At 63.1% G+C, this 20,293-nt stretch carries 17 protein-coding genes and 2 pseudogenes; 13 read left to right on the top strand and 6 right to left on the bottom strand.

What is annotated here, in order from left to right; genetic code table 11:
* Positions 1-3: 3 nt before the first annotated feature.
* The 3 genes from lpxB (at position 4) to PKKP23_RS02240 (ending at position 2,855) form a co-directional block, all read left to right on the top strand.
* A complete protein-coding gene (gene lpxB, locus PKKP23_RS02250; protein WP_126875647.1) occupies positions 4-1,173 on the top strand; it encodes a lipid-A-disaccharide synthase in 1,170 nt (389 codons plus the stop codon).
* On the top strand, positions 1,170-1,979 hold the full coding sequence (gene rnhB, locus PKKP23_RS02245; RefSeq protein ID WP_126875646.1) for a ribonuclease HII: 810 nt from the start codon (positions 1,170-1,172) through the stop codon (positions 1,977-1,979). Before lpxB ends, rnhB begins: the two co-directional genes overlap by 4 nt.
* 90 nt (positions 1,980-2,069) lie before the next feature.
* Complete coding sequence (locus PKKP23_RS02240) at positions 2,070-2,855, top strand: TrmH family RNA methyltransferase (RefSeq protein WP_126875645.1); 786 nt, start codon at positions 2,070-2,072, stop codon at positions 2,853-2,855.
* A 21-nt stretch (positions 2,856-2,876) separates the two neighbouring features.
* Here PKKP23_RS02240 and ppsR read toward each other — a convergent pair whose 3' ends face one another.
* Entirely contained in the window at positions 2,877-3,692 is an 816-nt protein-coding gene (gene ppsR, locus PKKP23_RS02235; protein WP_017778153.1) for a posphoenolpyruvate synthetase regulatory kinase/phosphorylase PpsR, read from the bottom strand.
* A gap of 485 nt (positions 3,693-4,177) precedes the next feature.
* Between ppsR and ppsA the strand changes: the two genes are divergently transcribed.
* The 3 genes from ppsA (at position 4,178) to PKKP23_RS02220 (ending at position 8,136) form a co-directional block, all read left to right on the top strand.
* Entirely contained in the window at positions 4,178-6,577 is a 2,400-nt protein-coding gene (gene ppsA, locus PKKP23_RS02230) for a phosphoenolpyruvate synthase (RefSeq protein WP_026122121.1), read from the top strand.
* Positions 6,578-6,714: 137 nt separating this feature from the next.
* Positions 6,715-7,158 carry an NfeD family protein gene (locus PKKP23_RS02225; RefSeq protein ID WP_026122122.1) on the top strand — a complete coding sequence of 148 codons (444 nt, stop codon included), beginning with the start codon at positions 6,715-6,717 and terminating at the stop codon, positions 7,156-7,158.
* A 45-nt stretch (positions 7,159-7,203) separates the two neighbouring features.
* On the top strand, positions 7,204-8,136 hold the full coding sequence (locus PKKP23_RS02220; RefSeq protein WP_017778156.1) for an SPFH domain-containing protein: 933 nt from the start codon (positions 7,204-7,206) through the stop codon (positions 8,134-8,136).
* A gap of 129 nt (positions 8,137-8,265) precedes the next feature.
* Here PKKP23_RS02220 and smpB read toward each other — a convergent pair whose 3' ends face one another.
* Positions 8,266-8,712: an SsrA-binding protein SmpB gene (gene smpB / locus PKKP23_RS02215; RefSeq protein WP_017778157.1), complete on the bottom strand. Its 447-nt coding sequence runs from the start codon at positions 8,710-8,712 to the stop codon at positions 8,266-8,268.
* Between the two features lie 112 nt (positions 8,713-8,824).
* On the opposite strand from smpB, the gene PKKP23_RS02210 reads away from it, so the two are divergent.
* Positions 8,825-9,262 (top strand): type II toxin-antitoxin system RatA family toxin, encoded by a 438-nt coding sequence (locus tag PKKP23_RS02210; protein WP_026122123.1) that lies wholly within the window; start codon positions 8,825-8,827, stop codon positions 9,260-9,262.
* 7 nt (positions 9,263-9,269) lie between these two features.
* The gene (locus PKKP23_RS02205) at positions 9,270-9,605 is read left to right on the top strand and encodes an RnfH family protein (RefSeq protein ID WP_126875644.1); all 336 of its coding nucleotides are present in this window, start codon (positions 9,270-9,272) and stop codon (positions 9,603-9,605) included.
* 90 nt (positions 9,606-9,695) lie between these two features.
* On the opposite strand, the gene PKKP23_RS02200 is transcribed toward PKKP23_RS02205, so the two are convergent.
* Positions 9,696-10,685, bottom strand: coding sequence for a DMT family transporter (locus PKKP23_RS02200; protein WP_126875643.1), 990 nt, complete (start codon positions 10,683-10,685; stop codon positions 9,696-9,698).
* A 258-nt stretch (positions 10,686-10,943) separates the two neighbouring features.
* On the opposite strand from PKKP23_RS02200, the gene guaB reads away from it, so the two are divergent.
* The 3 genes from guaB (at position 10,944) to guaA (ending at position 14,952) form a co-directional block, all read left to right on the top strand.
* Positions 10,944-12,404, top strand: coding sequence for an IMP dehydrogenase (guaB, locus tag PKKP23_RS02195; protein WP_017778161.1), 1,461 nt, complete (start codon positions 10,944-10,946; stop codon positions 12,402-12,404).
* A 5-nt stretch (positions 12,405-12,409) separates the two neighbouring features.
* The gene (locus PKKP23_RS02190; protein ID WP_126875642.1) at positions 12,410-13,222 is read left to right on the top strand and encodes a hypothetical protein; all 813 of its coding nucleotides are present in this window, start codon (positions 12,410-12,412) and stop codon (positions 13,220-13,222) included.
* A gap of 146 nt (positions 13,223-13,368) precedes the next feature.
* Positions 13,369-14,952 carry a glutamine-hydrolyzing GMP synthase gene (guaA, locus tag PKKP23_RS02185; protein ID WP_126875641.1) on the top strand — a complete coding sequence of 528 codons (1,584 nt, stop codon included), beginning with the start codon at positions 13,369-13,371 and terminating at the stop codon, positions 14,950-14,952.
* 236 nt (positions 14,953-15,188) lie between these two features.
* Here guaA and PKKP23_RS34960 read toward each other — a convergent pair whose 3' ends face one another.
* Positions 15,189-15,350, bottom strand: a complete 162-nt coding sequence (locus PKKP23_RS34960) for a hypothetical protein (RefSeq protein WP_420873188.1) — start codon at positions 15,348-15,350, stop codon at positions 15,189-15,191.
* 20 nt (positions 15,351-15,370) lie between these two features.
* Positions 15,371-15,684 (bottom strand): annotated as a pseudogene (locus tag PKKP23_RS34955) (transposase); the annotation flags it as partial.
* 784 nt (positions 15,685-16,468) lie between these two features.
* Here PKKP23_RS34955 and PKKP23_RS02170 point away from each other — a divergent pair.
* Positions 16,469-18,166: an NAD(P)/FAD-dependent oxidoreductase gene (locus tag PKKP23_RS02170; RefSeq protein WP_126875640.1), complete on the top strand. Its 1,698-nt coding sequence runs from the start codon at positions 16,469-16,471 to the stop codon at positions 18,164-18,166.
* 95 nt (positions 18,167-18,261) lie between these two features.
* On the opposite strand, the pseudogene PKKP23_RS02165 reads toward PKKP23_RS02170, so the two are convergent.
* Positions 18,262-19,430, bottom strand: a pseudogene (locus tag PKKP23_RS02165) (IS3 family transposase).
* 535 nt (positions 19,431-19,965) lie between these two features.
* Here PKKP23_RS02165 and PKKP23_RS02160 point away from each other — a divergent pair.
* The coding region (locus PKKP23_RS02160) for a DUF937 domain-containing protein (RefSeq protein WP_126880013.1) at positions 19,966-20,293 on the top strand (328 nt) is incomplete at its 3' end.

Raw genomic sequence — 20,293 nt, 5'->3', positions numbered from 1 at the left:
GCGATGGCGCTGCAGACCCGTCCGCTGCGGCTCGCGATGGTGGCCGGCGAACCGTCCGGCGACCTGCTGGCCGCGTCGCTGCTCAAGGGCCTGCAAGGGCGCCTCGAAGGCACGACGCAGTACTACGGCATCGGCGGCCCTCGCATGATCGCCGAGGGCTTCGAGGCGCACTGGCCCATGGAGAAGCTGACGGTGCGCGGTTACGTCGAGGCGCTGCGGCACATCCCCGAGATTCTCGGCATCCGTAACGAGCTGAAGCGGCAACTGCTTGCCGACCCGCCGGATGCGTTCGTCGGCGTCGATGCGCCCGACTTCAATTTCGGCCTCGAGCAACCGCTGCGCGAAGCGGGCATTCCGACGGTCCATTTCGTGTGTCCTTCGATCTGGGCATGGCGCGGTGGCCGTATCAAGAAGATCGCGAAGTCGGTGGATCACATGCTTTGCGTGTTCCCGTTCGAGACCGCGATTCTCGAGAAGGCGGGCGTGGCCGCGTCGTACGTGGGCCACCCGCTCGCCGACGAAATTCCTCTCGAACCCGACACGGTGGGCGCGCGTCGCGTACTCGGCCTGCCGGAGAGCGGTCCCATCATCGCCGTGCTGCCAGGTAGCCGACGCTCGGAAATCGGCCTGATCGGGCCTACGTTCTTCGAGGCCATGGCGCTCATGCAACAACGCGAGCCCGGCGTGCGCTTCGTGATGCCGGCGGCCACGCCGGCGCTGCGCGCGCTGCTGCAGCCGCTCGTCGACGCACATCCTGGGCTCGCGCTCACGGTGGTGGACGGCCAGTCGCAGGTCGCCATGACGGCCGCCGACGCGATCCTCGTGAAGAGCGGTACGGTCACGCTGGAAGCGGCGCTGCTGAAGAAGCCGATGGTCATCTCGTACAAGGTGCCCTGGCTCACGGGCCAGATCATGCGCCGCCAGGGGTATCTGCCTTACGTCGGGCTCCCCAACATTCTCGCGGGGCGCTTCGTCGTGCCCGAACTGCTTCAGCATTTCGCGACGCCCGAAGCGCTCGCGGATGCCACCTTGACCCAGTTGCGCGACGACGCGAACCGTCGCACGCTCAAGGAAATCTTCACGGAGATGCATCGCGTGCTGAAGCAGAACACGTCGCAGCGTGCTGCCGAAGTCGTGGCGGGCATTGTCGAAAAGCGCAGGAGGCGCGCATGACGGGCCGCCGGAAAACCGGTGGCCGCGCGACTCAGGCGGGGCTCGAGTTCAACGCGCCGGAAGACATCGTCTGCGGCGTGGACGAAGCGGGCCGTGGGCCGCTCGCCGGTCCCGTGGTGGCGGCTGCGGTCATTCTCGATCGCGCGCGACCCATTCGCGGCCTCGACGACTCCAAGGTCTTGAGCGCAAAAAAACGTGAAGCGCTCTACGAGAAGATCGTGATGCGAGCGGTGGCGTATTGCGTGGCGTCGGCGTCGGTAGAGGAAATCGACACGCTGAACATCCTGCACGCCACAATGCTCGCGATGAAGCGCGCCGTGGAAGGTCTCGGCGTGACGCCGACGCTCGCGCGCATCGACGGCAACCGGTGTCCCGTGCTCGCGGTGCGAAGCGAAGCCGTGATCGGCGGCGACGCGCTCGTGCCCTCCATCTCGGCCGCGTCGATTCTCGCGAAGGTCACGCGCGACCGGATGCTGCTGGAGTTGCACGAAACCTTCCCGATGTACGGCTTCGACGCTCATGCGGGCTACGGTACGCCGCAGCACCTTGCCGCGCTGCGTGAGCATGGCCCGTGCGAGCACCACCGGCGGTCGTTTGCGCCGGTGCGCGAGGCCTACGCGCTGCACGGCCTGTCGTTGGTGCTGCCGGGCCGCGAAAACGTTGTGTCAGCGGTTGTTTCCACAGGCGACGCGGATCTGGACGATGCGTTTGCCGTCGCGTCGGCTGATGGCCTCGCCGGTGTAGCCAGACGGCAGCGCCCGTCGCAAGCGCAACCCCAGCCGGACGACGGCACCGCACCGTTCTGAATTACCTCGGCGCCGCATCGGCGCTGTTTCTTCGTCCCATCTTCTTGCCGCGCGCCCACCAGAGCCTTGTGGGCGCCCTCGTGAAAGCCCGTGAAAACGCTTACCTCGCGCGACAATCCGCTCTACAAACGCCTGAAGGCGCTGGCCGGCTCGACTCATCAGCAGCGGCGCAGCGGTCAGGCGCTGCTCGAAGGGTTCCATCTCGCGCGAGCCTACCTGGACGCGGCAGGCCAGCCGCAGACCTGCATCGTGACCGAAGGGGCGCTGCGCCATGACGAGGCGCAGGAAATCATCGCGCGCATCGATCCACAGCAAGTCGTGACGCTGCCCGATGCGCTCTTTGGCCAGCTCTCCAATGTCGTGAACGGCGTGGGGTTGCTGCTGCTCGTCGACCGGCTTGTCCCCGGGATGCCCGAGCGCGTGGCGCAGACCTGCGTCGTGCTCGACGGCATTCAGGATGCGGGCAACGTGGGTTCGATTCTGCGGAGCGCGGCAGCGGCCGGCATCCAGCATGTCTTCTGCGGTCCCGGCACCGCGTACGCGTGGTCGTCCAAGGTGTTGCGCTCCGGCATGGGAGCGCATTTCCTGATGAACATTCACGAGGACGTGGAGACGTCCACACTGATCGAGCGGCTCGACGTACCGGTGGCGATCACCGACTCGCACGGCAGCGCGGCGATCTACGACAGTGATTTGTCCGGGCCGCTTGCGTGGGTGTTCGGCAACGAAGGGGCGGGGGTATCGGCGGCGTGGCGTCAGGTCGCGGCTTACCGGATGACCATTCCGCAACCAGGCGGCATGGAGTCACTCAACGTCGCGGCGGCGGCGGCCGTGTGTCTCTTCGAGCAGTGCCGCCAGCAGCGGCACCGCGAATGAGCACGCTTCTTCGGGCGGCGGTCAGTACGCCGGCTTGTCCAGCCTGATTTCCTGCAGGATGGTGGTGGCGATTTCTTCGATCGACTTGTGCGTCGACGAGAGCCACTTGATGCCTTCGCGCCGCATCATCGCTTCGGCTTCGTTGATCTCGTAGCGGCAGTTTTCCAGCGCCGCGTACTTGCTGCCCGGGCGCCGCTCGTTGCGGATTTCGGAGAGGCGTTGCGGGTCGATGGAGAGCCCGAAGATCTTCGTCCGGTGCGCGAGCAGCGGCGTGGGCAGCTTGCCGCGTTCGAAGTCTTCGGGAATCAGCGGGTAATTGGCAGCCTTCACGCCGTACTGCATGGCGAGATAGAGACTGGTCGGCGTCTTGCCGCTGCGCGACACGCCGACGAGGATCACATCCGCATCCGTCAGATTGCGGTTCGACTGGCCATCGTCGTGGGCGAGCGAAAAGTTGATCGCCTCGATGCGGTTCTTGTATTCGTCGGTGTCCGCGTTCTGGTGGCCGCGGCCCATCGCGTGGCTCGACTTGAGTTCAAGCTCCTGCTCGAGCGGTTCGACGAAAGTCTGGAACATGTCCAGCACGAGCGCATTCGATCCCTTCACGATCTGGTTTGAGCCGCTGTTCACGAGCGTCGTGAAGACGATTGGCCGGCGGCCGTCGTGAATCGCCGATTCGTTGATCTTTTCGACGGTCACGTAGGCCTTCTCCGTAGAGTCGACGAACGGCACGCGCACGAGGCGGAACTTCTGATCGAACTGGGAGAGGATGGAATGCGCGAAGGTCTCGGCAGTGATTCCAGTACCGTCGGAGACGATGAATACGGTGGGCGGCATCGGTAGAAGCTAAAACATCAAGCGCGGCAGCGCCCGGTGTGGCAAGGAGAAGGATCGGCCCGAAGGCCGCGCCGCAAAGGCCATGAACGCGAGGGATCGTGTTCGTGCACCCATTCGAGGCGTTGTTCGTGCCGGCTGACACATTTCGGCACTCGGCACGGTAGAATAGCGGCAACCTGTTGGATAAGCAATTGCAGGCGAACCACGCCGAATTGCCGTCGATCCCGCGTCGTTCTGTCGCAAATATGCACAGACTCGCGGTAATTTCGGCGAATCTTGCGCTTCATCGTGCTCTCGCAGCCGGCTTTACCGGTTCCCCGCGAGGCATAGCGCTGGAGGGCCGCCAGTAGTGGCGGCTGCAAGACCTCCGCCGCCGGCGATTGCTTCTCCAACAGGTTGCGCAAGGTGCGACACGCTTCCAATGAGCCTGTCGCACGTAAGCCCACTTGCGCAATCGAGCATTTTTTTCACACTTAGGGGCTTGTATGACTAACGCAGTTAACGTCGCAAAGGATGAGGCGTATGTAGTTCCGTTCGAACAGTTGCGGATGACCGACGTGGAAATCGTGGGCGGCAAGAACGCGTCGCTCGGCGAGATGATCAGCCAGCTCGCCGAAGCCGGTGTGCGCGTGCCGACCGGTTTCGCCACCACGGCGCTCGCGTTCCGCGACTTCCTCCGACACAACAACCTCACCGAACGTATTGCGAAACGTCTCGACACGCTCGACGTCGACGACGTGAAGGCGCTTGCCGCCGCGGGCAAGGAAATCCGCGAGTGGATCGTGGCTGCGCCGATGCAGCCTCGTCTCGAAGAGGAAATTCGCGCCCAGTTCGACACGCTGCAAAAGAGCTCGCCCGGCGAGCTGTCTTTTGCCGTGCGCTCGTCGGCTACGGCCGAAGACCTGCCCGACGCCTCGTTCGCCGGTCAGCAGGAAAGCTACCTCAACGTGGTCGGTATCGAAGACGTGCTCGACCGCATGAAGCACGTGTTCGCGTCGCTCTACAACGATCGCGCCATCTCGTATCGCGTCCACAAGGGCTTTACGCACGCGGAGGTCGCCCTGTCGGCCGGCGTGCAGCGCATGGTGCGCTCGGACGTGGGCGCGGCGGGCGTGATGTTCACGCTGGACACCGAATCGGGCTTCAAAGAGGCCGTGTTCATCACCTCGAGCTACGGCCTGGGCGAAACGGTCGTGCAGGGCGCGGTGAATCCGGACGAGTTCTACGTCTTCAAGACCACGCTCGCGCAGGGCAAGTCCCCCATCATTCGCCGCTCCATCGGCTCCAAGCTCATCAAGATGGAATTCACGCAGCCGGGCGAGCCGGGCCGCGTGAAGACCGTCGACGTGCCGCACGAGCAGCGCAACCGCTTCTCGATCACGGACGACGACGTCATCGAACTGGCGAAGTACGCGGTCATCATCGAAAAGCACTACCAGCGCCCCATGGATATCGAGTGGGGCAAGGACGGCCGCGACGGCAAGATCTTCATCCTGCAGGCGCGCCCTGAAACGGTGAAGAGCCAGTCGCACGGCAAGATCGAGCAGCGCTTCAAGCTCAAAGGCCAGTCGCCGGTGCTTGCCACGGGCCGTGCCATCGGCCAGAAGATCGGCGCGGGCCGCGTGCGCGTGATTCACGATCCGTCCGAAATGGAACGCGTGCAGCCCGGCGACGTGCTGGTGGCCGACATGACCGACCCGAACTGGGAGCCGGTGATGAAACGCGCCTCGGCGATCGTCACGAATCGCGGCGGCCGGACGTGTCACGCCGCCATCATCGCGCGCGAACTCGGCGTACCCGCCGTGGTGGGTTGCGGCGACGCAACCGACGTGCTGAAGGACGGCTCGCTCGTTACGGTGTCGTGCGCGGAAGGCGACGAAGGCCGCATCTACGACGGCCTGCTCGAAACCGAAGTGACCGAAGTGCAGCGCGGTGAGCTGCCGCCGGTGCCGGTCAAGATCATGATGAACGTCGGCAATCCGCAACTCGCGTTCGACTTCTCGCAGTTGCCGAACGAAGGCGTGGGTCTTGCGCGTCTCGAATTCATCATCAACAACAACATCGGCGTGCACCCGAAGGCGATTCTCGAGTATCCGAACGTCGACGCGGATCTCAAGAAGGCGGTGGAAAGCGTGGCGCGCGGCCATGCGTCGCCGCGTGCGTTCTACGTGGACAAGCTCGCGGAAGGCATTGCGACGATCGCGGCCGCGTTCTATCCGAAGCCCGTCATCGTGCGTCTGTCGGACTTCAAGTCCAACGAGTACAAGAAGCTGATCGGTGGGTCGCGTTACGAGCCGGACGAGGAAAACCCGATGCTGGGCTTCCGCGGCGCGTCGCGCTACATCGCGGAAGACTTCGCGCAGGCGTTCGAGATGGAGTGCATCGCATTGAAGCGCGTGCGTGAGGAGATGGGCTTGACGAACGTCGAGATCATGGTGCCGTTCGTGCGTACGCTCGGTCAGGCGGAGCGCGTGGTCGGTCTGCTCGCGAAGTTTGGTCTCAAGCGCGGCGAGAACGGCCTGCGTCTCATCATGATGTGCGAAGTGCCGTCCAACGCGATTCTGGCCGAAGAGTTCCTGCAGCACTTCGACGGCTTCTCGATCGGTTCGAACGACCTCACGCAGCTCACGCTCGGCCTCGACCGCGATTCGGGCATGGAACTGCTGGCGGTGGACTTCGACGAGCGCGATCCCGCGGTGAAGTTCATGCTGAAGCGGGCCATCGACACCTGCCGCCGCCTCGACAAGTACGTGGGCATCTGCGGCCAGGGGCCGTCGGACCATCCGGACTTCGCGAAGTGGCTCGCCGACGAGGGTATCGCCTCGATTTCGCTGAATCCGGACACGGTCATCGAAACGTGGCAGGCGCTCGCCCAGGCGAAGTAATTCACGAGCGCACCTGCAGCGTTCGGTCAGTGCTGTCGCTTGCCGAACGCCGCGGCGAAGAAAGCGCCCGATTCGTGCTGCAACACGTGCTATAACACCCCGGTCAATCCGGGGTGTTTTCGTTTGGGGGGATCGTCGTGGCCATTCACGGACTGTTCTGGTGGGTCGGCGCGGGGGCGATGATCGTGCTGGAGTTGATGAGCGGCACGTTCTATCTGTTGATGATCGCGCTCGGCTTCATAGCCGCGGGGCTCGCGCAGTGGAGCGGCGCGCCAGTCGAAGTGCAGCTCGCCGTGGCTGCGCTGGTGGCGCTCGTCGCGGTGCTGGCACTGCGTCGCTCGCGCTTCGGGCGGCTGCGTCGCAAAGACGCGGCGCACAATCCGGACGTCAATATCGACATCGGGTCGCCGCTCACGGTGACGGCCTGGCGCGACCGTCGGGCACGGGCGATGTACCGCGGCGCGCAGTGGGACGTGGAGCTCGCGCCGGGCGAACCGGAGGACGCGCACTTCTACGAGATCACCGCGCTGCGCGGCAGTTGCCTCGTCGTCGCGGCGCGCAAGCATGGGTCGCCCGCCTGACGGGGCGCAATAGAAAAAGCGCAGCACAACAAACGGAGAACAACCATGGAAATACCAGTCGTCGGGCTGATCGTGCTCGTGATCGTCGTGGTGCTGATCGCGCAGACCATCAAGATCGTGCCGCAGCAGCATGCGTGGGTGCTGGAGCGGCTCGGGCGCTATCACGCCACGCTGACGCCGGGGCTCAACTTCGTGCTGCCGTTCATCGACCGCGTGGCCTATCGGCACGTGCTCAAGGAGATTCCGCTCGACGTGCCGAGCCAGGTTTGTATCACGCGCGACAACACGCAGCTCCAGGTGGACGGCGTGCTGTACTTCCAGGTGACGGACCCGATGAAGGCGTCGTACGGATCGAGCAACTTCGTCTTCGCCATCACGCAGTTGTCGCAGACCACGCTGCGCTCGGTGATCGGCAAGCTCGAACTCGACAAGACTTTCGAGGAGCGCGATTTCATCAATCACAGCGTGGTGTCCGCGCTCGATGAAGCTGCCTCCAACTGGGGCGTGAAGGTGCTGCGCTACGAGATCAAGGACCTCACGCCGCCGAAGGAAATTCTCCACGCCATGCAGGCGCAAATCACCGCGGAGCGCGAGAAGCGGGCGTTGATCGCCGCATCCGAGGGACGCAAGCAGGAACAGATCAACCTGGCCGCGGGCGCGCGCGAAGCAGCGATCCAGAAGTCCGAAGGCGAGCGGCAGGCGGCGATCAACCAGGCGCAAGGGCAGGCGGCAGCGATTCTCGCGGTGGCCGAGGCGAACGCGCAGGCCATCCAGAAAATCGCCGCGTCGATCCAGTCCGAAGGCGGCATGGAAGCCGTCAACCTGAAGGTGGCCGAGCAGTACGTGAACGCGTTCGGCAATCTCGCGAAGCAGGGCAACACGCTGATCGTGCCCGGCAATCTGGCCGACATGGGATCGATGATCGCCTCGGCGCTCACCATCGTGAAGGGCAAAGGCAGCGAGGTGCGCGGCAGCTAACCGCGCTGGAGCCTTCGCCATGCAATACGGCCCGCGCGTTGCGGGCCGTGCTGTTTTGCGGGGGGTGTCCGGCAATTCACGCCGCGTTGTGCGGCTTGCCGCCCGGAAAGAGGGCGGCTTCGACGACGTTCAGCCCGGCGTGCGCATGAGCCGCGCCTTTTCGCGTTCCCAGTCGCGCTTTTTCTCCGTCTCGCGCTTGTCGTGCTGCTTCTTGCCCTTCGCGAGGCCGATCTCGCATTTCACGCGTCCGCCCTTGTAGTGGAAGTTCAGCGGCACGAGCGTGTAGCCGCGCTGCTCCACCTTGCCGATCAGCTTGCTGATCTCGTTGCCGTGCAGAAGCAGCTTGCGCGTGCGGACAGGGTCGGGCTTGATGTGCGTGGACGCTTCTGGCAGCGGGCTGATGTGCGCCCCGATCAGGAACAGTTCGCCGTCGCGAATCACCACGTAGCCTTCCTTGATCTGCGAGCGGCCCGCGCGTATCGCCTTGACTTCCCATCCTTCCAGCACGAGCCCCGCCTCGTAGCGTTCCTCGATGAAGTAATCGAAGAAGGCCTTCCTGTTGTCGATGATGCTCATGAAATATGGAAAGTGCCCAACTCGTTTAAAATTGTGATTTTAGCAAAGCGGGCCGGCAATCGTGGCGCGGGCCCGTCGCTGCTGCCCAATCCTCGCCGCCTGCCGTGCATTTATGGCTGATGTCCAGAAAACCGTGTTGATACGCCATTCGGCGGAACAGATGTTCGACCTCGTCACCGACGTTGCCGACTACCCCAACTTCCTGCCCTGGTGCGGTGGCGTGGAAATTCGCCACAAGGACGAAAACGGAATGGAGGCGCGCATCAACATCCATTTCAAGGGCATCAAGCTCCATTTCGCCACGCATAACACGCAGCAACGGCCCACGCGCATCGACATGGACTTCGCGGACGGCCCGTTTCGCAAGTTCACGGGCTACTGGCGCTTCACGCCGCTGCGCGCCGACGCCTGCAAGATCGAATTCGCGCTGCACTACGAATTCACGAGCATCGTGCTCGAGAAGATCATCGGGCCCGTCTTCAATCACATCGCCAACACGTTCGTGGAGTCGTTCGTGAAGCGCGCGGATCAGCGGTACGGGCGGGCGTGAGCGCGGCATGACTACGAAGCGGCTCACCATCGACGTCTGCTACGCGCTGCCCGACGCGCAGACACTCCTCACCGTCGACCTTCCCGAAGGCGCCACGCTGCGCGACGCGCTCGACGCGAGCGGCATTCTGTCGCGGCACCCTGACATCGACCTCACGCGGCAGAAGACCGGGGTGTTCGGCAAGCTCAAGCCGCTCGACGCGCCGCTTGCCGATCACGACCGCGTGGAGATCTACCGGCCGCTGATCGTCGATCCGAAGCTCGCCCGTCAGCGGCGCGTCGACAAAACGCGCCGCGAAGGCTCGATCGAAGGGCGCAAGTGGTTGCCCAAGGATTCGCGGTAAGCGGGCAGGTCGCGCTGCGTACGGAGCGCTTCCAGCGCTCCTTCAGCCCCGCCTCGCGCCGTGCGTCTTCAGAGCGCGATCCGTGCATCATCAATGCGCCGCAGCCTGCGCCTTTTCCTCGATCGACTGCCCGTCGCCCCCATCCTCGTTTCCGTGTTGGCGGACTGACCAGCTCACACCCGCCACCAGCAGCACGATGGCGGCAATCTCGAGCGGCCGCGGCAACCGGTGGTCGTAGATAAACGCGTAGAGCAGCGCAAAGAGCGTCTCGAAGACGATCAACTGGCCGGAGAGCGTGAGCGGCAACCGCCGCGACGCCGCGTTCCATAGCCCATTGCCGAGCCACGACGCGCCGATCGCGAGCCCGAGATTCAAGGCCCAGAACAGATGCCAGCGCGGTGTCGGCAGCGCCGTCTGCACGGTGCCGGCGGGCAGTAGGGCGATAGCGCCCCACATGACGAGGCCGAGCGCGCCCGTCACCACGCCCCACAGCACCGACCATTCGTTGCCGCTGAAATGCTGGATGCGCCGCAGGCAGCGTGCGTTCTCGACTGCGAACCAGGTCCAGCACGCAAGCGCCCCCACCGCGCAGGCGATGCCGGCGAGCTTCGTCAGCGTGTCGTGACCCGCTGCGTCGCCCGTCGTGCCGCCCGTGGAGAACAGGTCGACGTTGATGCAGACGATGCCTGCCACCACCATCGCGAGCGGCCAGACGAGACGGGAAAGCGGCACGGCGCCGTGGTCGCGCCGGCCGAGCAGCGTCACGCTCACCGGCAACACGCCGACAATCAGCGACGACGGTGCGATGCCGACCATGTGGACGGCACCCGTGAGCAGCAGGTAATAGAGCAGGTTGCCGACCACGGCGAGCTTGACCAGTGCGGCGAGGTCCTCGCGCGTGAGGCGGCCCGGTACGGTGCGGATCATCGGCAGCAGCGCCGCAAGCGAGACGAACCCGTACATCACGTAGCGGCCCGAACTCAGCAGGAAGGGCGAAAAATCCGATAATTGGCGGGGTACGAGAAACACCATGCCCCATAAAGCACCGGCGAGAACGCCGTACATCACACCGCGCTGCATCTGAAATCCCGGAAACGGTCAAACGAGGCGCGCAGCTTAACAGTATGGGCGACGCGCGGTCTTGTTCGATCCTGCAACGGGCCGGCGGCGACCGAACGCAAAAACGAAAACCGATCGAACGGCAGGCGAACCGCAAAGCGAATTTTTCGCGCCGGACACCTCAAAAAATTTCGGCAAAACGTCGCTAAGCTGCTGTTCGTGCAGTGAAAACCGGGGAGGTATCGCGTATAATCTGCTTTTGCGCCTATAGGATTTGCCATGCGTCTGATCCAGAAAGCACTCACGTTCGATGATGTGCTCCTCGTCCCGGCCTTCTCCGACGTTCTGCCGCGCGACACCAGCCTGAAGACCCGCCTGACCCGCAACATCTCCCTGAACATCCCGCTCGTGTCCGCAGCCATGGACACCGTGACCGAAGGGCGGCTCGCCATCGCCATGGCGCAGCAGGGTGGCGTGGGCATCGTCCACAAGAACCTCACGCCTGCCGAGCAGGCGCGCGAAGTCGCAAAGGTCAAGCGCTTCGAGTCGGGCGTGGTGCGCGACCCCATCACCGTGCCGCCGCAGATGAAGGTGCGCGACGTCATGGCGCTTTCGCAGCAGCATGGCATTTCGGGTTTTCCGGTGGTCGAAGGCGCACAGTTGATCGGCATCGTGACCAACCGCGACCTGCGCTTCGAAACCCGCCTCGACGAACCGGTGCGCACGATCATGACGCCGCGCGAGCGGCTCGTCACCGTGAAGGAAGGCGCGCCGCTTTCCGAAGCCAAGTCGCTCATGCATAGCCACCGTCTGGAGCGCGTGCTCGTGGTGAACGACGCGTTCGAGCTGCGCGGCCTCATGACGGTCAAAGACATCACCAAACAAACCGAACACCCGGCCGCCTGCAAGGACGAGCACGGCAAGTTGCGCGCCGGCGCCGCGGTCGGCGTGGGCCCGGACAACGAAGAGCGGGTCGAACTGCTCGTGCAGGCCGGCGTGGACGTCATCGTCGTCGACACGGCGCACGGTCACAGCAAAGGCGTGCTGGAACGCGTGCGCTGGGTCAAGAAGAACTACCCGCAGGTCGAGGTGATCGGCGGCAACATCGCCACTGCGGACGCCGCGAAGGCGCTCGTCGAATACGGCGCGGACGCAGTGAAGGTCGGCATCGGCCCCGGCTCCATCTGCACGACGCGCATCGTGGCGGGCGTGGGCGTGCCGCAGATCAGCGCAATCGCGAACGTCGCGGACGCGCTGCGCGGCACCGGCGTGCCGGTGGTCGCGGATGGCGGCGTGCGCTACTCGGGCGACGTCTCCAAGGCCATCGCGGCCGGCGCGAACGCCGTGATGATGGGCAGCATGCTGGCGGGCACCGAAGAGTCGCCGGGCGACGTGTTCCTGTACCAGGGGCGCCAGTACAAGTCGTACCGCGGCATGGGTTCGGTAGGCGCGATGAAGGACGGCGCCGCGGACCGCTACTTCCAGGACAACTCCGCCAACATCGACAAACTGGTGCCGGAAGGCATCGAAGGCCGCGTCGCCTACAAGGGCTCGGTCAACGCGATCCTGTTCCAGCTGATCGGCGGCGTGCGAGCCAGCATGGGCTACTGCGGTTGCCGCACTATCGAGGAAATGCACGAGAAGGCCGCATTCGTCGAAATCACGGCGGCAGGCATGCGCGAGTCGCACGTGCATGACGTGCAGATCACCAAGGAAGCGCCGAACTACCACGTGGACTGACGCCAATGAAGCCACTGCTGCGCGCTGTGCTGATTGTCGATGCGCTGTTGCTGCTGACGTTCGGGGTGCTGTTTCTGCTTACGCCCTGGACGTCGCTCTACAACGCCTTGCAGCTCGTGCAGCCGCAGCCGGCGTTCGTCGGCCAGGCGTTCGGCCTCGCGCTCGTCGGGCTGGCGTGGCTCGCCTTGCATGCGTCGATCGACGGGGCGATGACGTCTACGGTGGCCAAGGTGGCGGGGCACGTCGAGTGGCTGAGCGGCGTGGTGATGCTGGTCTGGCTGATCGGCCTGCATACGCCGTCGTTGACGGGATTCGGACAGCTCGTGGCAGGGCTTGCTGCTGTGGGGTTGCTCGTGCTCGGGCTGGGCAGCGTGCGGCTGGCCTCGGCCGTACGCAGGCGCGAGAAGGCACGCGTGGCAGAAGACGCGACGGCTGCCCGGTCTGCGAAGCCGGCGCCGCAAGGCGCGCCTGCCGTCAGCGGAAGTGAGCCCGCATTCAATGCCGCGCGCTATCGGGTTGAGCCCGCCGTAGTCGAGCCGGCTCACCCTGAACCGGCGCCCGTTTATCACTCCGCGAGCGCTGCGCCAGGCCCTTCGGCAACCATGAGCGAAGCGCCCGTGAGTCCGGCTACTGGCCATCCTGTCGAACCCGGTCTCACCGCTGCCGCGGGGCGCGACGAGACGCAGGAAAGGGCGAGTGCAGCGGCCGGCCAGGGGGCGGCGAGCGAGACGACGGCGGCTGGAAGCACCACCAGCGCAGCCCGCGACGAAGCCCGCAGGGAGGCCGCAGGCGCCCCGCGGCCGCCGTTCCATGGCTGACGCCACGCGAAAGACTCGGCCCGCTCCAAAGCAGTCGCAATCCGTCCGCGCCCGGCACTACGCACTGAAAAGTACGCACTGAAATCCATGCCGCGCATCGTGCGCGGTTTTTTGTATCCGTTTTCTCTTAGATTCCGTCCGCTGCCATGCACGACAAGATCCTGATTCTCGACTTCGGTTCGCAAGTCACCCAGCTGATTGCACGACGTGTGCGCGAAGCCCACGTGTACTCGGAAATCCATCCGTACGACGTCGACGACGCCTTCGTCCGCGAGTTCGCGCCGAAGGGCATCATCCTTTCGGGCGGCCCGAATTCGGTCACCGAAACCGATACGCCGCGCGCCCCGCAAGCGGTGTTTGAACTCGGTGTACCCGTGCTCGGCATCTGCTACGGCATGCAGACGATGGCCGAGCAGCTGGGCGGCAAGGTGGACGGCGGTCACGTGCGTGAATTCGGTTACGCCGAAGTCCGGGCGCGCAACCACACGACGTTCCTGGAAGGCATCGAAGACTTCAGCACGCCGGAAGGTCACGGCATGCTGAAGGTGTGGATGAGCCACGGCGACAAGGTCACGGAAATGCCCGAAGGCTTCAGGCTGATGGCCTCCACCGAGTCGTGCCCGATCGCCGCGATGGCTGACGAATCGCGTCATTTCTACGGCCTGCAGTGGCACCCTGAAGTCACGCACACGGTTCAAGGCCGCGCGATGCTCGAACGCTTCGTGCTCGGCATCGTGGGTGCGAAGGCGGATTGGGAGATGGGCCACTATATCGACGAAGCCGTCGCGAAGATTCGCGAGCAGGTGGGCGACGAGCACGTCATTCTGGGCTTGTCGGGTGGCGTCGATTCGTCAGTCGCTGCCGCGCTGCTGCATCGCGCGATTGGCGACCAGCTCACGTGCGTGTTCGTGGATCACGGTCTGCTGCGCCTCAACGAGGCCGAGCAGGTCATGGCGACCTTCGCCGACCACCTCGGCGTGAAGGTCATTCACGTGGACGCGAGCGAGGCGTTTCTCTCGAAGCTCGCGGGCGTGACGGATCCGGAGGCGAAGCGCAAGATCATCGGCGCTGAATTCGTCGAGGTGTTCCAGGCCGAGGCGGGCAAGCTCAAGGACGCGAAGTGGCTTGCCCAGGGCACGATCTATCCGGACGTGATCGAGTCCGCAGGCAAGGGCAAGAAGGCCGCGCACACCATCAAGAGCCACCACAACGTAGGCGGTCTGCCCGAAACGCTGAACCTCAAGCTGCTCGAACCGCTGCGCGAACTCTTCAAGGACGAGGTGCGCGAGCTGGGCGTGAAGCTTGGTCTGCCGCACGAGATGGTGTACCGCCATCCGTTCCCGGGTCCGGGGCTCGGCGTGCGCATTCTCGGCGAAGTGAAGCGCGACTTCGCGGACCTGCTGCGCCGCGCGGATGCGATCTTCATCGAAACGCTGCGCACCACCGTCGACAAGGAAACCGGCAAGTCGTGGTACGACCTCACGAGCCAGGCGTTCGCGGTGTTCCTGCCGGTAAAGAGCGTGGGCGTGATGGGCGACGGCCGTACCTACGAATACGTGGTGGCGCTGCGCGCGGTGCAGACGCTCGACTTCATGACCGCGCATTGGGCGCACCTGCCGCACGAATTGCTGGGTCGCGTCTCGAACCGGATCATCAATGAGGTGCGCGGGATCAATCGCGTGGTGTACGACATCTCGGGGAAGCCGCCGGCGACGATTGAGTGGGAGTAATTTAGGATCCTCTGCAGTGGTCCGTCGATCCCCTGATTTTCCCCACGAAAACAGGGGTTTATCGACTATCTTGGTCCGCTGCCGTCCGTCGGCAGCCCCGCGTCGCCGACGGCATGAGCGACGGTATAGCATCTTTCTCTGCAGACAATCCATTTTGGTACCGTCACGGCGCGTAACGGTATCAAACACGGTATCAGTTCACGGAGTATTGCATGCTTACGGACCTCGAATTGCGGTCACACGCGCGGTGCACCGTAATGCACCCGCACTTGCGTGATCTCCCTGATGCGCATTCCCAGTGCGCTCTGATCCCGCGCGACCGACTCGTAACGGTAGACCGTGCGGGACAGTTGCAACAACGCGTAGGTCTGCCGCTGGCTCGCGCCGAAACGCTGCATCAAGTCCGTGACCCGTTCACGGCGCCGGGAAGGCCTCAGAGCTTTTTTGAAAGACATCCTGCAACATGGCCTTGTCCAGCGACAGATCGGCCACGAGCCGCTTGAGCTTCGCGTTCTCTTCCTCAAGCTGCTTCAGCCGGCGCAGCTCCGAAGGCAACAGCCCGCCATATTTCGTCCGCCGATTGTAGAACGTCGCATCGCTGATCCCCATCTTGCGACATACCTCCGCGACCGGCGTGCCCAGTTCGGTCTGCTTCAACGCATAGGTAATCTGTTCCTCGGTGAACTCGCTCTTCTTCGCAGCATGACCTCCTCGTCTTGGTGACAACGTCATGCCGGAATTTTCCACTTCCAAGTGGGACAGTTTTGTGGGCCAAGGTCAGGTCCATAACGCACATCGCATGGCGCTTGCCGGCGAATCGCTTCGCAAAACCCGAGACAGTTTGACCAGCAAAAAGGACCAGGAGTAAAAGACAACATCCCCGCGTCGTCACGCCTGCCCCGCTCGTAATGACGTGGAATTGCCCCTCGGTTCAGCGGGGAATGCTCGCTCGCTTTACCGTGGAACGGCTACTCGAATTGCCTTGGAATACGCAATCGGGCGCCGCGTGGTAGTTCAAATACCTCTGTAATACTCGTCGCAGCCACCGACCCACCACAGCTCCATCGATGGAGCCTTTCCAGCCGGGTGGATCGCTGTTGCGTTCATCTGCCAGTAGTCACTATACTTAGCTCACTTCCAAAGTGAAAGAGCGATACAGCTCTCGCCCATCCGCAGCATAGCGGAATCGTCAGTTTCACTCCGAATCGCCCTCCCTTTTTACGTTGAGTCAGCACGTCTGGCGTTGAGTCAGCACGTCTGGCGTTGAGTCAGCACGTCTGGCGAGCTGCCACCGAAACAAGCGCGGTGTGGGCTTCCGTCCTGTATGGCCATCACGCTTTTCATCTTTCATTCATCCGGTCACGTGCACAAATCGTTTTGCAGTGCGTGACGAGGTGCTCCGAATCTGTGTGAAACGCGTCGATCCCGTTAACGCCAATGGGCCGCTTTGCGGCATTCATCTGCCAGTACGAGGCCGCGACCTGTGCCCTGGGCTTACTACTTCCTTCCGATCACCATGAACGTTCCAGGATTCCTGCCAGACACGCTGCCGTACATCGATACGCTGTACGATTACGGCGCCTTCCTCGCCCGCACCGGCGAGCGTCTCGGTGTGCTGCCGGCAGAATGCGCATGCGATGCGAGGATCGCGATCATCGGCGCGGGAATCAGCGGGCTGGTCGCTGCGTCGGAACTGCTGCGCGCGGGCGCCCGCCAGGTGTTTGTGTTCGAAGCGAACCCCGCGCGCATAGGCGGACGGCTGCTGACACAGCCGATCAATCCAGATCATCCGCGCCTGCTTGCCGAAATGGGCGCGATGCGGTTCCCGCCTTCGCAGGCCGCCCTCTACCACTACCTCAACCGGTTCGGCATCGACAGTACATTCGCGTTTCCCAATCCGGGCGTCGTGGATACCGAGATCCATTACCAGGGGCGTGCATACCGCTGGATGGCCGGCGATGCCCCTCCCGCGCTATTCGATAGTGTCGACCACGGCTGGCGCTCCTTCATCCGTGACGGCGCCCAGCTCGACGGCGGCGTACGGTTGCCCGCACCGGCGGAACTCACGGCACTTTTGCGTGCGCATCGCTATGACGACGCACAGCGCGGGTGGCAACAGTACATCGACCAGTTCGGTGACGCGTCGTTTTACTCTGCGATCGTCACGATCTTCACAGGCGCGACTCCACCCGGTGGCGAGCGCTGGCGCAAAGACAAGGATCTGCGCCTGTTCGGCACACTCGGCATTGGATCGGGCGGGTTCCAGCCGGTCTATCATGCATCGTTCCTCGAAATCCTGCGGATTCTCGTCAATGAGCTTGAGGTCGATCACAGGCTGATTCCTGCTGGCATTTTCTCTCTCGCGCAAGGGCTGCTGGACGACGGCGCCGACGACGCCCGCGTGCGCGACTGTATCGTTCACGCTGCCGTGCGCGGCGTGACAAAGCGCGCAGATGGCAAGTTTGTGCTTGCGCTTGATGATGGGGCGACGCAGTCGTTCGATCGCGTCATTGTCGCGACAACCACCCGCGCGATGCAGGTTCGTATGGGCATCACAGATACCTCGAACCTGTTCGCGCCAGAAGTGATGCGAGCAATCAAAGAGACGCACATGGTGAGCTCGTCAAAACTATTCATCCTGACTCGCGACAAGTTCTGGCTCAGGCATGGGCTACCGCACAACATTCAGACCGATACGCTGACGCGCGGCATCTACTGCCTTGACTACGCACCCGACGATCCCTACGCGCACGGCGTAGTGCTGATCAGCTACACGTGGGAAGACGATTCGCACAAGATCCTGTCGCTAACCGACAAGATCGAGCGATGCAAGCGGCTCGTCGCGGAGATCGGTGCCGTGTCGCCCGCGTTTGCCGCGCATCTGCGCCCGCTCGACAACGACTACGCGCGCAACGTAATTAGCCACGACTGGCTGTTGGACCCATACGCGCTGGGCGCTTTCAAGCTGAACCATCCAGGCGAAGACGTCCACTCGCAGGCACTGTTCTACCAGTTCCAGACGGCGGCTGATCCGACCGTGGACAGCGGGATCTACCTCGCCGGGTGCTGCTGCTCGTTCACCGGCGGGTGGATCGAAGGTGCGGTGCAGACGGCAGTCAACGCCGCAAGCGCTGTGATACATAGCCTCGGTGGCACTCTTGCCGAGGGGAATCCGCTTGACGCGATGCGCAGCCGCTACCGATACGGCGACTAGTAGAATCATCGGTCAAGCTCTGGATAGTCCTGGAGACCTTTCGCTCTGACCTACCCCCGGTTTGAGGTCGGTCGGAATCGGTGGAGGCCAACGCGTTAAGCAGCGGTGCGATCCAGATAGAATCGCTGCGTAAATGCGGCAGGCGACAGGTAGTCCAGACGGGCCTGCGTGCGCTGCCGGTTGTAAAACATTTCGATGTATTCGCTGATAGCGAGTCTGGCCTGCTCGCGTGTAGCGAATCGCCGATGGTAGATTAGCTCGCTCTTCAGCGAACCCCAGAACGATTCGATCGGTGCGTTATCGTAGCAGTTGCCGCGGCGGCTCATCGACGCGCGCATGCCGAACTGCCTGACGATTTTCTGGTAAGCCGATGAACAATATTGCGAGCCGCGATCGGTATGCTGAATCAGGCCGGGCTTCGGACGTCGGTTCGAGACGGCGCGAAACAGCGCGAAACAGCGCCTGCATCACCAGGTCCTTCGTCATGCGTTCACTCATCGCATAGCCAACGATTTCGCCGCTGTACCAAGATATAACCATCCTTCGTCGGTCGCGATGTATGTGAGATCGCCGCACCAGGCCTGATCGGGCGCCGAGACGTCGAAGTCCTGTTGCAGCAGGTTCGGTGCGACGGGCAGATCATGCCGTGAATTGGTGGTGGCCTTGAACTTGCGCTTCTGCCCGCACCGCAGGCCCAGTTTCCTGCGCAACCGCTTTATCCGACATACGCCCACATGAATTCCATGGCGCTCAAGGTGTTTCTGCAGGCGTTCGGGGCCAAAGCTTTCGCGCGTGCGCTGATGGGCAGCGAGAATTTCGGCTTCGAGCCGGGCCTCCTGCCTTGCCCGTTTCGAGGGCGAGCGTTTGCGTCAAGCGTAATAGCCGCTGACCGAAACACCCAGCATTCGACACATCGGCGGCACCGGATAGTCCTGTCGCATCCGTTCAATCACGCCGTACCTCATCGCGACTCTCTCGCGAAGTACGTCGCGAATCTTCTTAACAGATCGCGCTCCACCTTCACTTCCGCCAGTTCCCGCTGCACGCGTGCACGCTCGGCCTCAAGTGCTGTTTGCGGCTTCTGCTCCTTGCCGACTTCCTGCAGCTTGCCCACTCTCGCTGAACGGACCCAGTTCGCCAACGTCTTGAGAGGAACCGACAGCCGCCGTGCCGCCTCCCAAATACCGACACCTTCACTGAGCGCCAGCTTGACTGCCTGCTCACGAAATTCGCTTGTGTAGACCGCCTTGGGAGTTCGATTCATCCATGCCTCCGTTTCACGATTGTACGAAACGTTGGCCTCTACTTTTTCCGACCTACCTCGTTCGCAGGGTGGCAAATTTCAGAGGTTGCGGCACCCTCGAAAAGGTATTGACGGGAATCCCACCTACGCTCGTGCGTAATGCAATGTCCGAATGTGCCGCGGGGTTGTTTTTTTGTTGCATTCCGTTGTAAAGACTCTCTATACTTGAGCCACACATCACAGCGTCTCGTGATGCCCATTATGATCCGCAGCATAGCGGAGCAGGGAATCTACCTCGAAATCGTCATGTGCCGTCTCGCGGCACGATCCGGCGACTTATCCCGTTGAAATCAATGTTGTGGCTGACTCCATCGGCCGCGCTTCGTTCGTCCATACGCAGATTTCACGCGTGTGGCGGCCGGGTATTGCCTGTTAAATAAATTGATTTTTCGAGTGTTCTGCGCTTTCAATCAATTCATTCGTTTTGAATTTTTATTTAAATGAAAGAGCAATAAAGAAAAAGAGAAGTTTTTTAAACCGCAAGGAGAAAATGTGTATGACGTATCCCGACATTCTTCGGACGTTGCATAACCTGGTTGCAACGCCGGTCAGCGAGCAGGCTCCTCCGTTTCTCGGAGAGGCGAGGAGCGATGTGAAGGATGCAGTGGACTCGCTTTTGCCGAATCTTCTTGCGGCGATCATCCACCGGGGTCTGGCGACTCCCTCGGGCGCCGATGCGCTCACGGCCGTGCTCGATTCGCCGCGGCTCGACCGGTCGCTGGTGCGCACGAATCTGGACAATTTCTTTTCGGGCGGCGCGGTGACGGAATCCAACATGAAGGCCGGTTCGGCATTGCTAGCCGAGCTGTTCGGCGACCGTGTCC

This window comes from Paraburkholderia kururiensis JCM 10599 = LMG 19447 (assembly GCF_003986935.1).
GTDB lineage: Bacteria > Pseudomonadota > Gammaproteobacteria > Burkholderiales > Burkholderiaceae > Paraburkholderia > Paraburkholderia kururiensis.
This window is presented reverse-complemented; position numbering and strand designations above follow the sequence as displayed.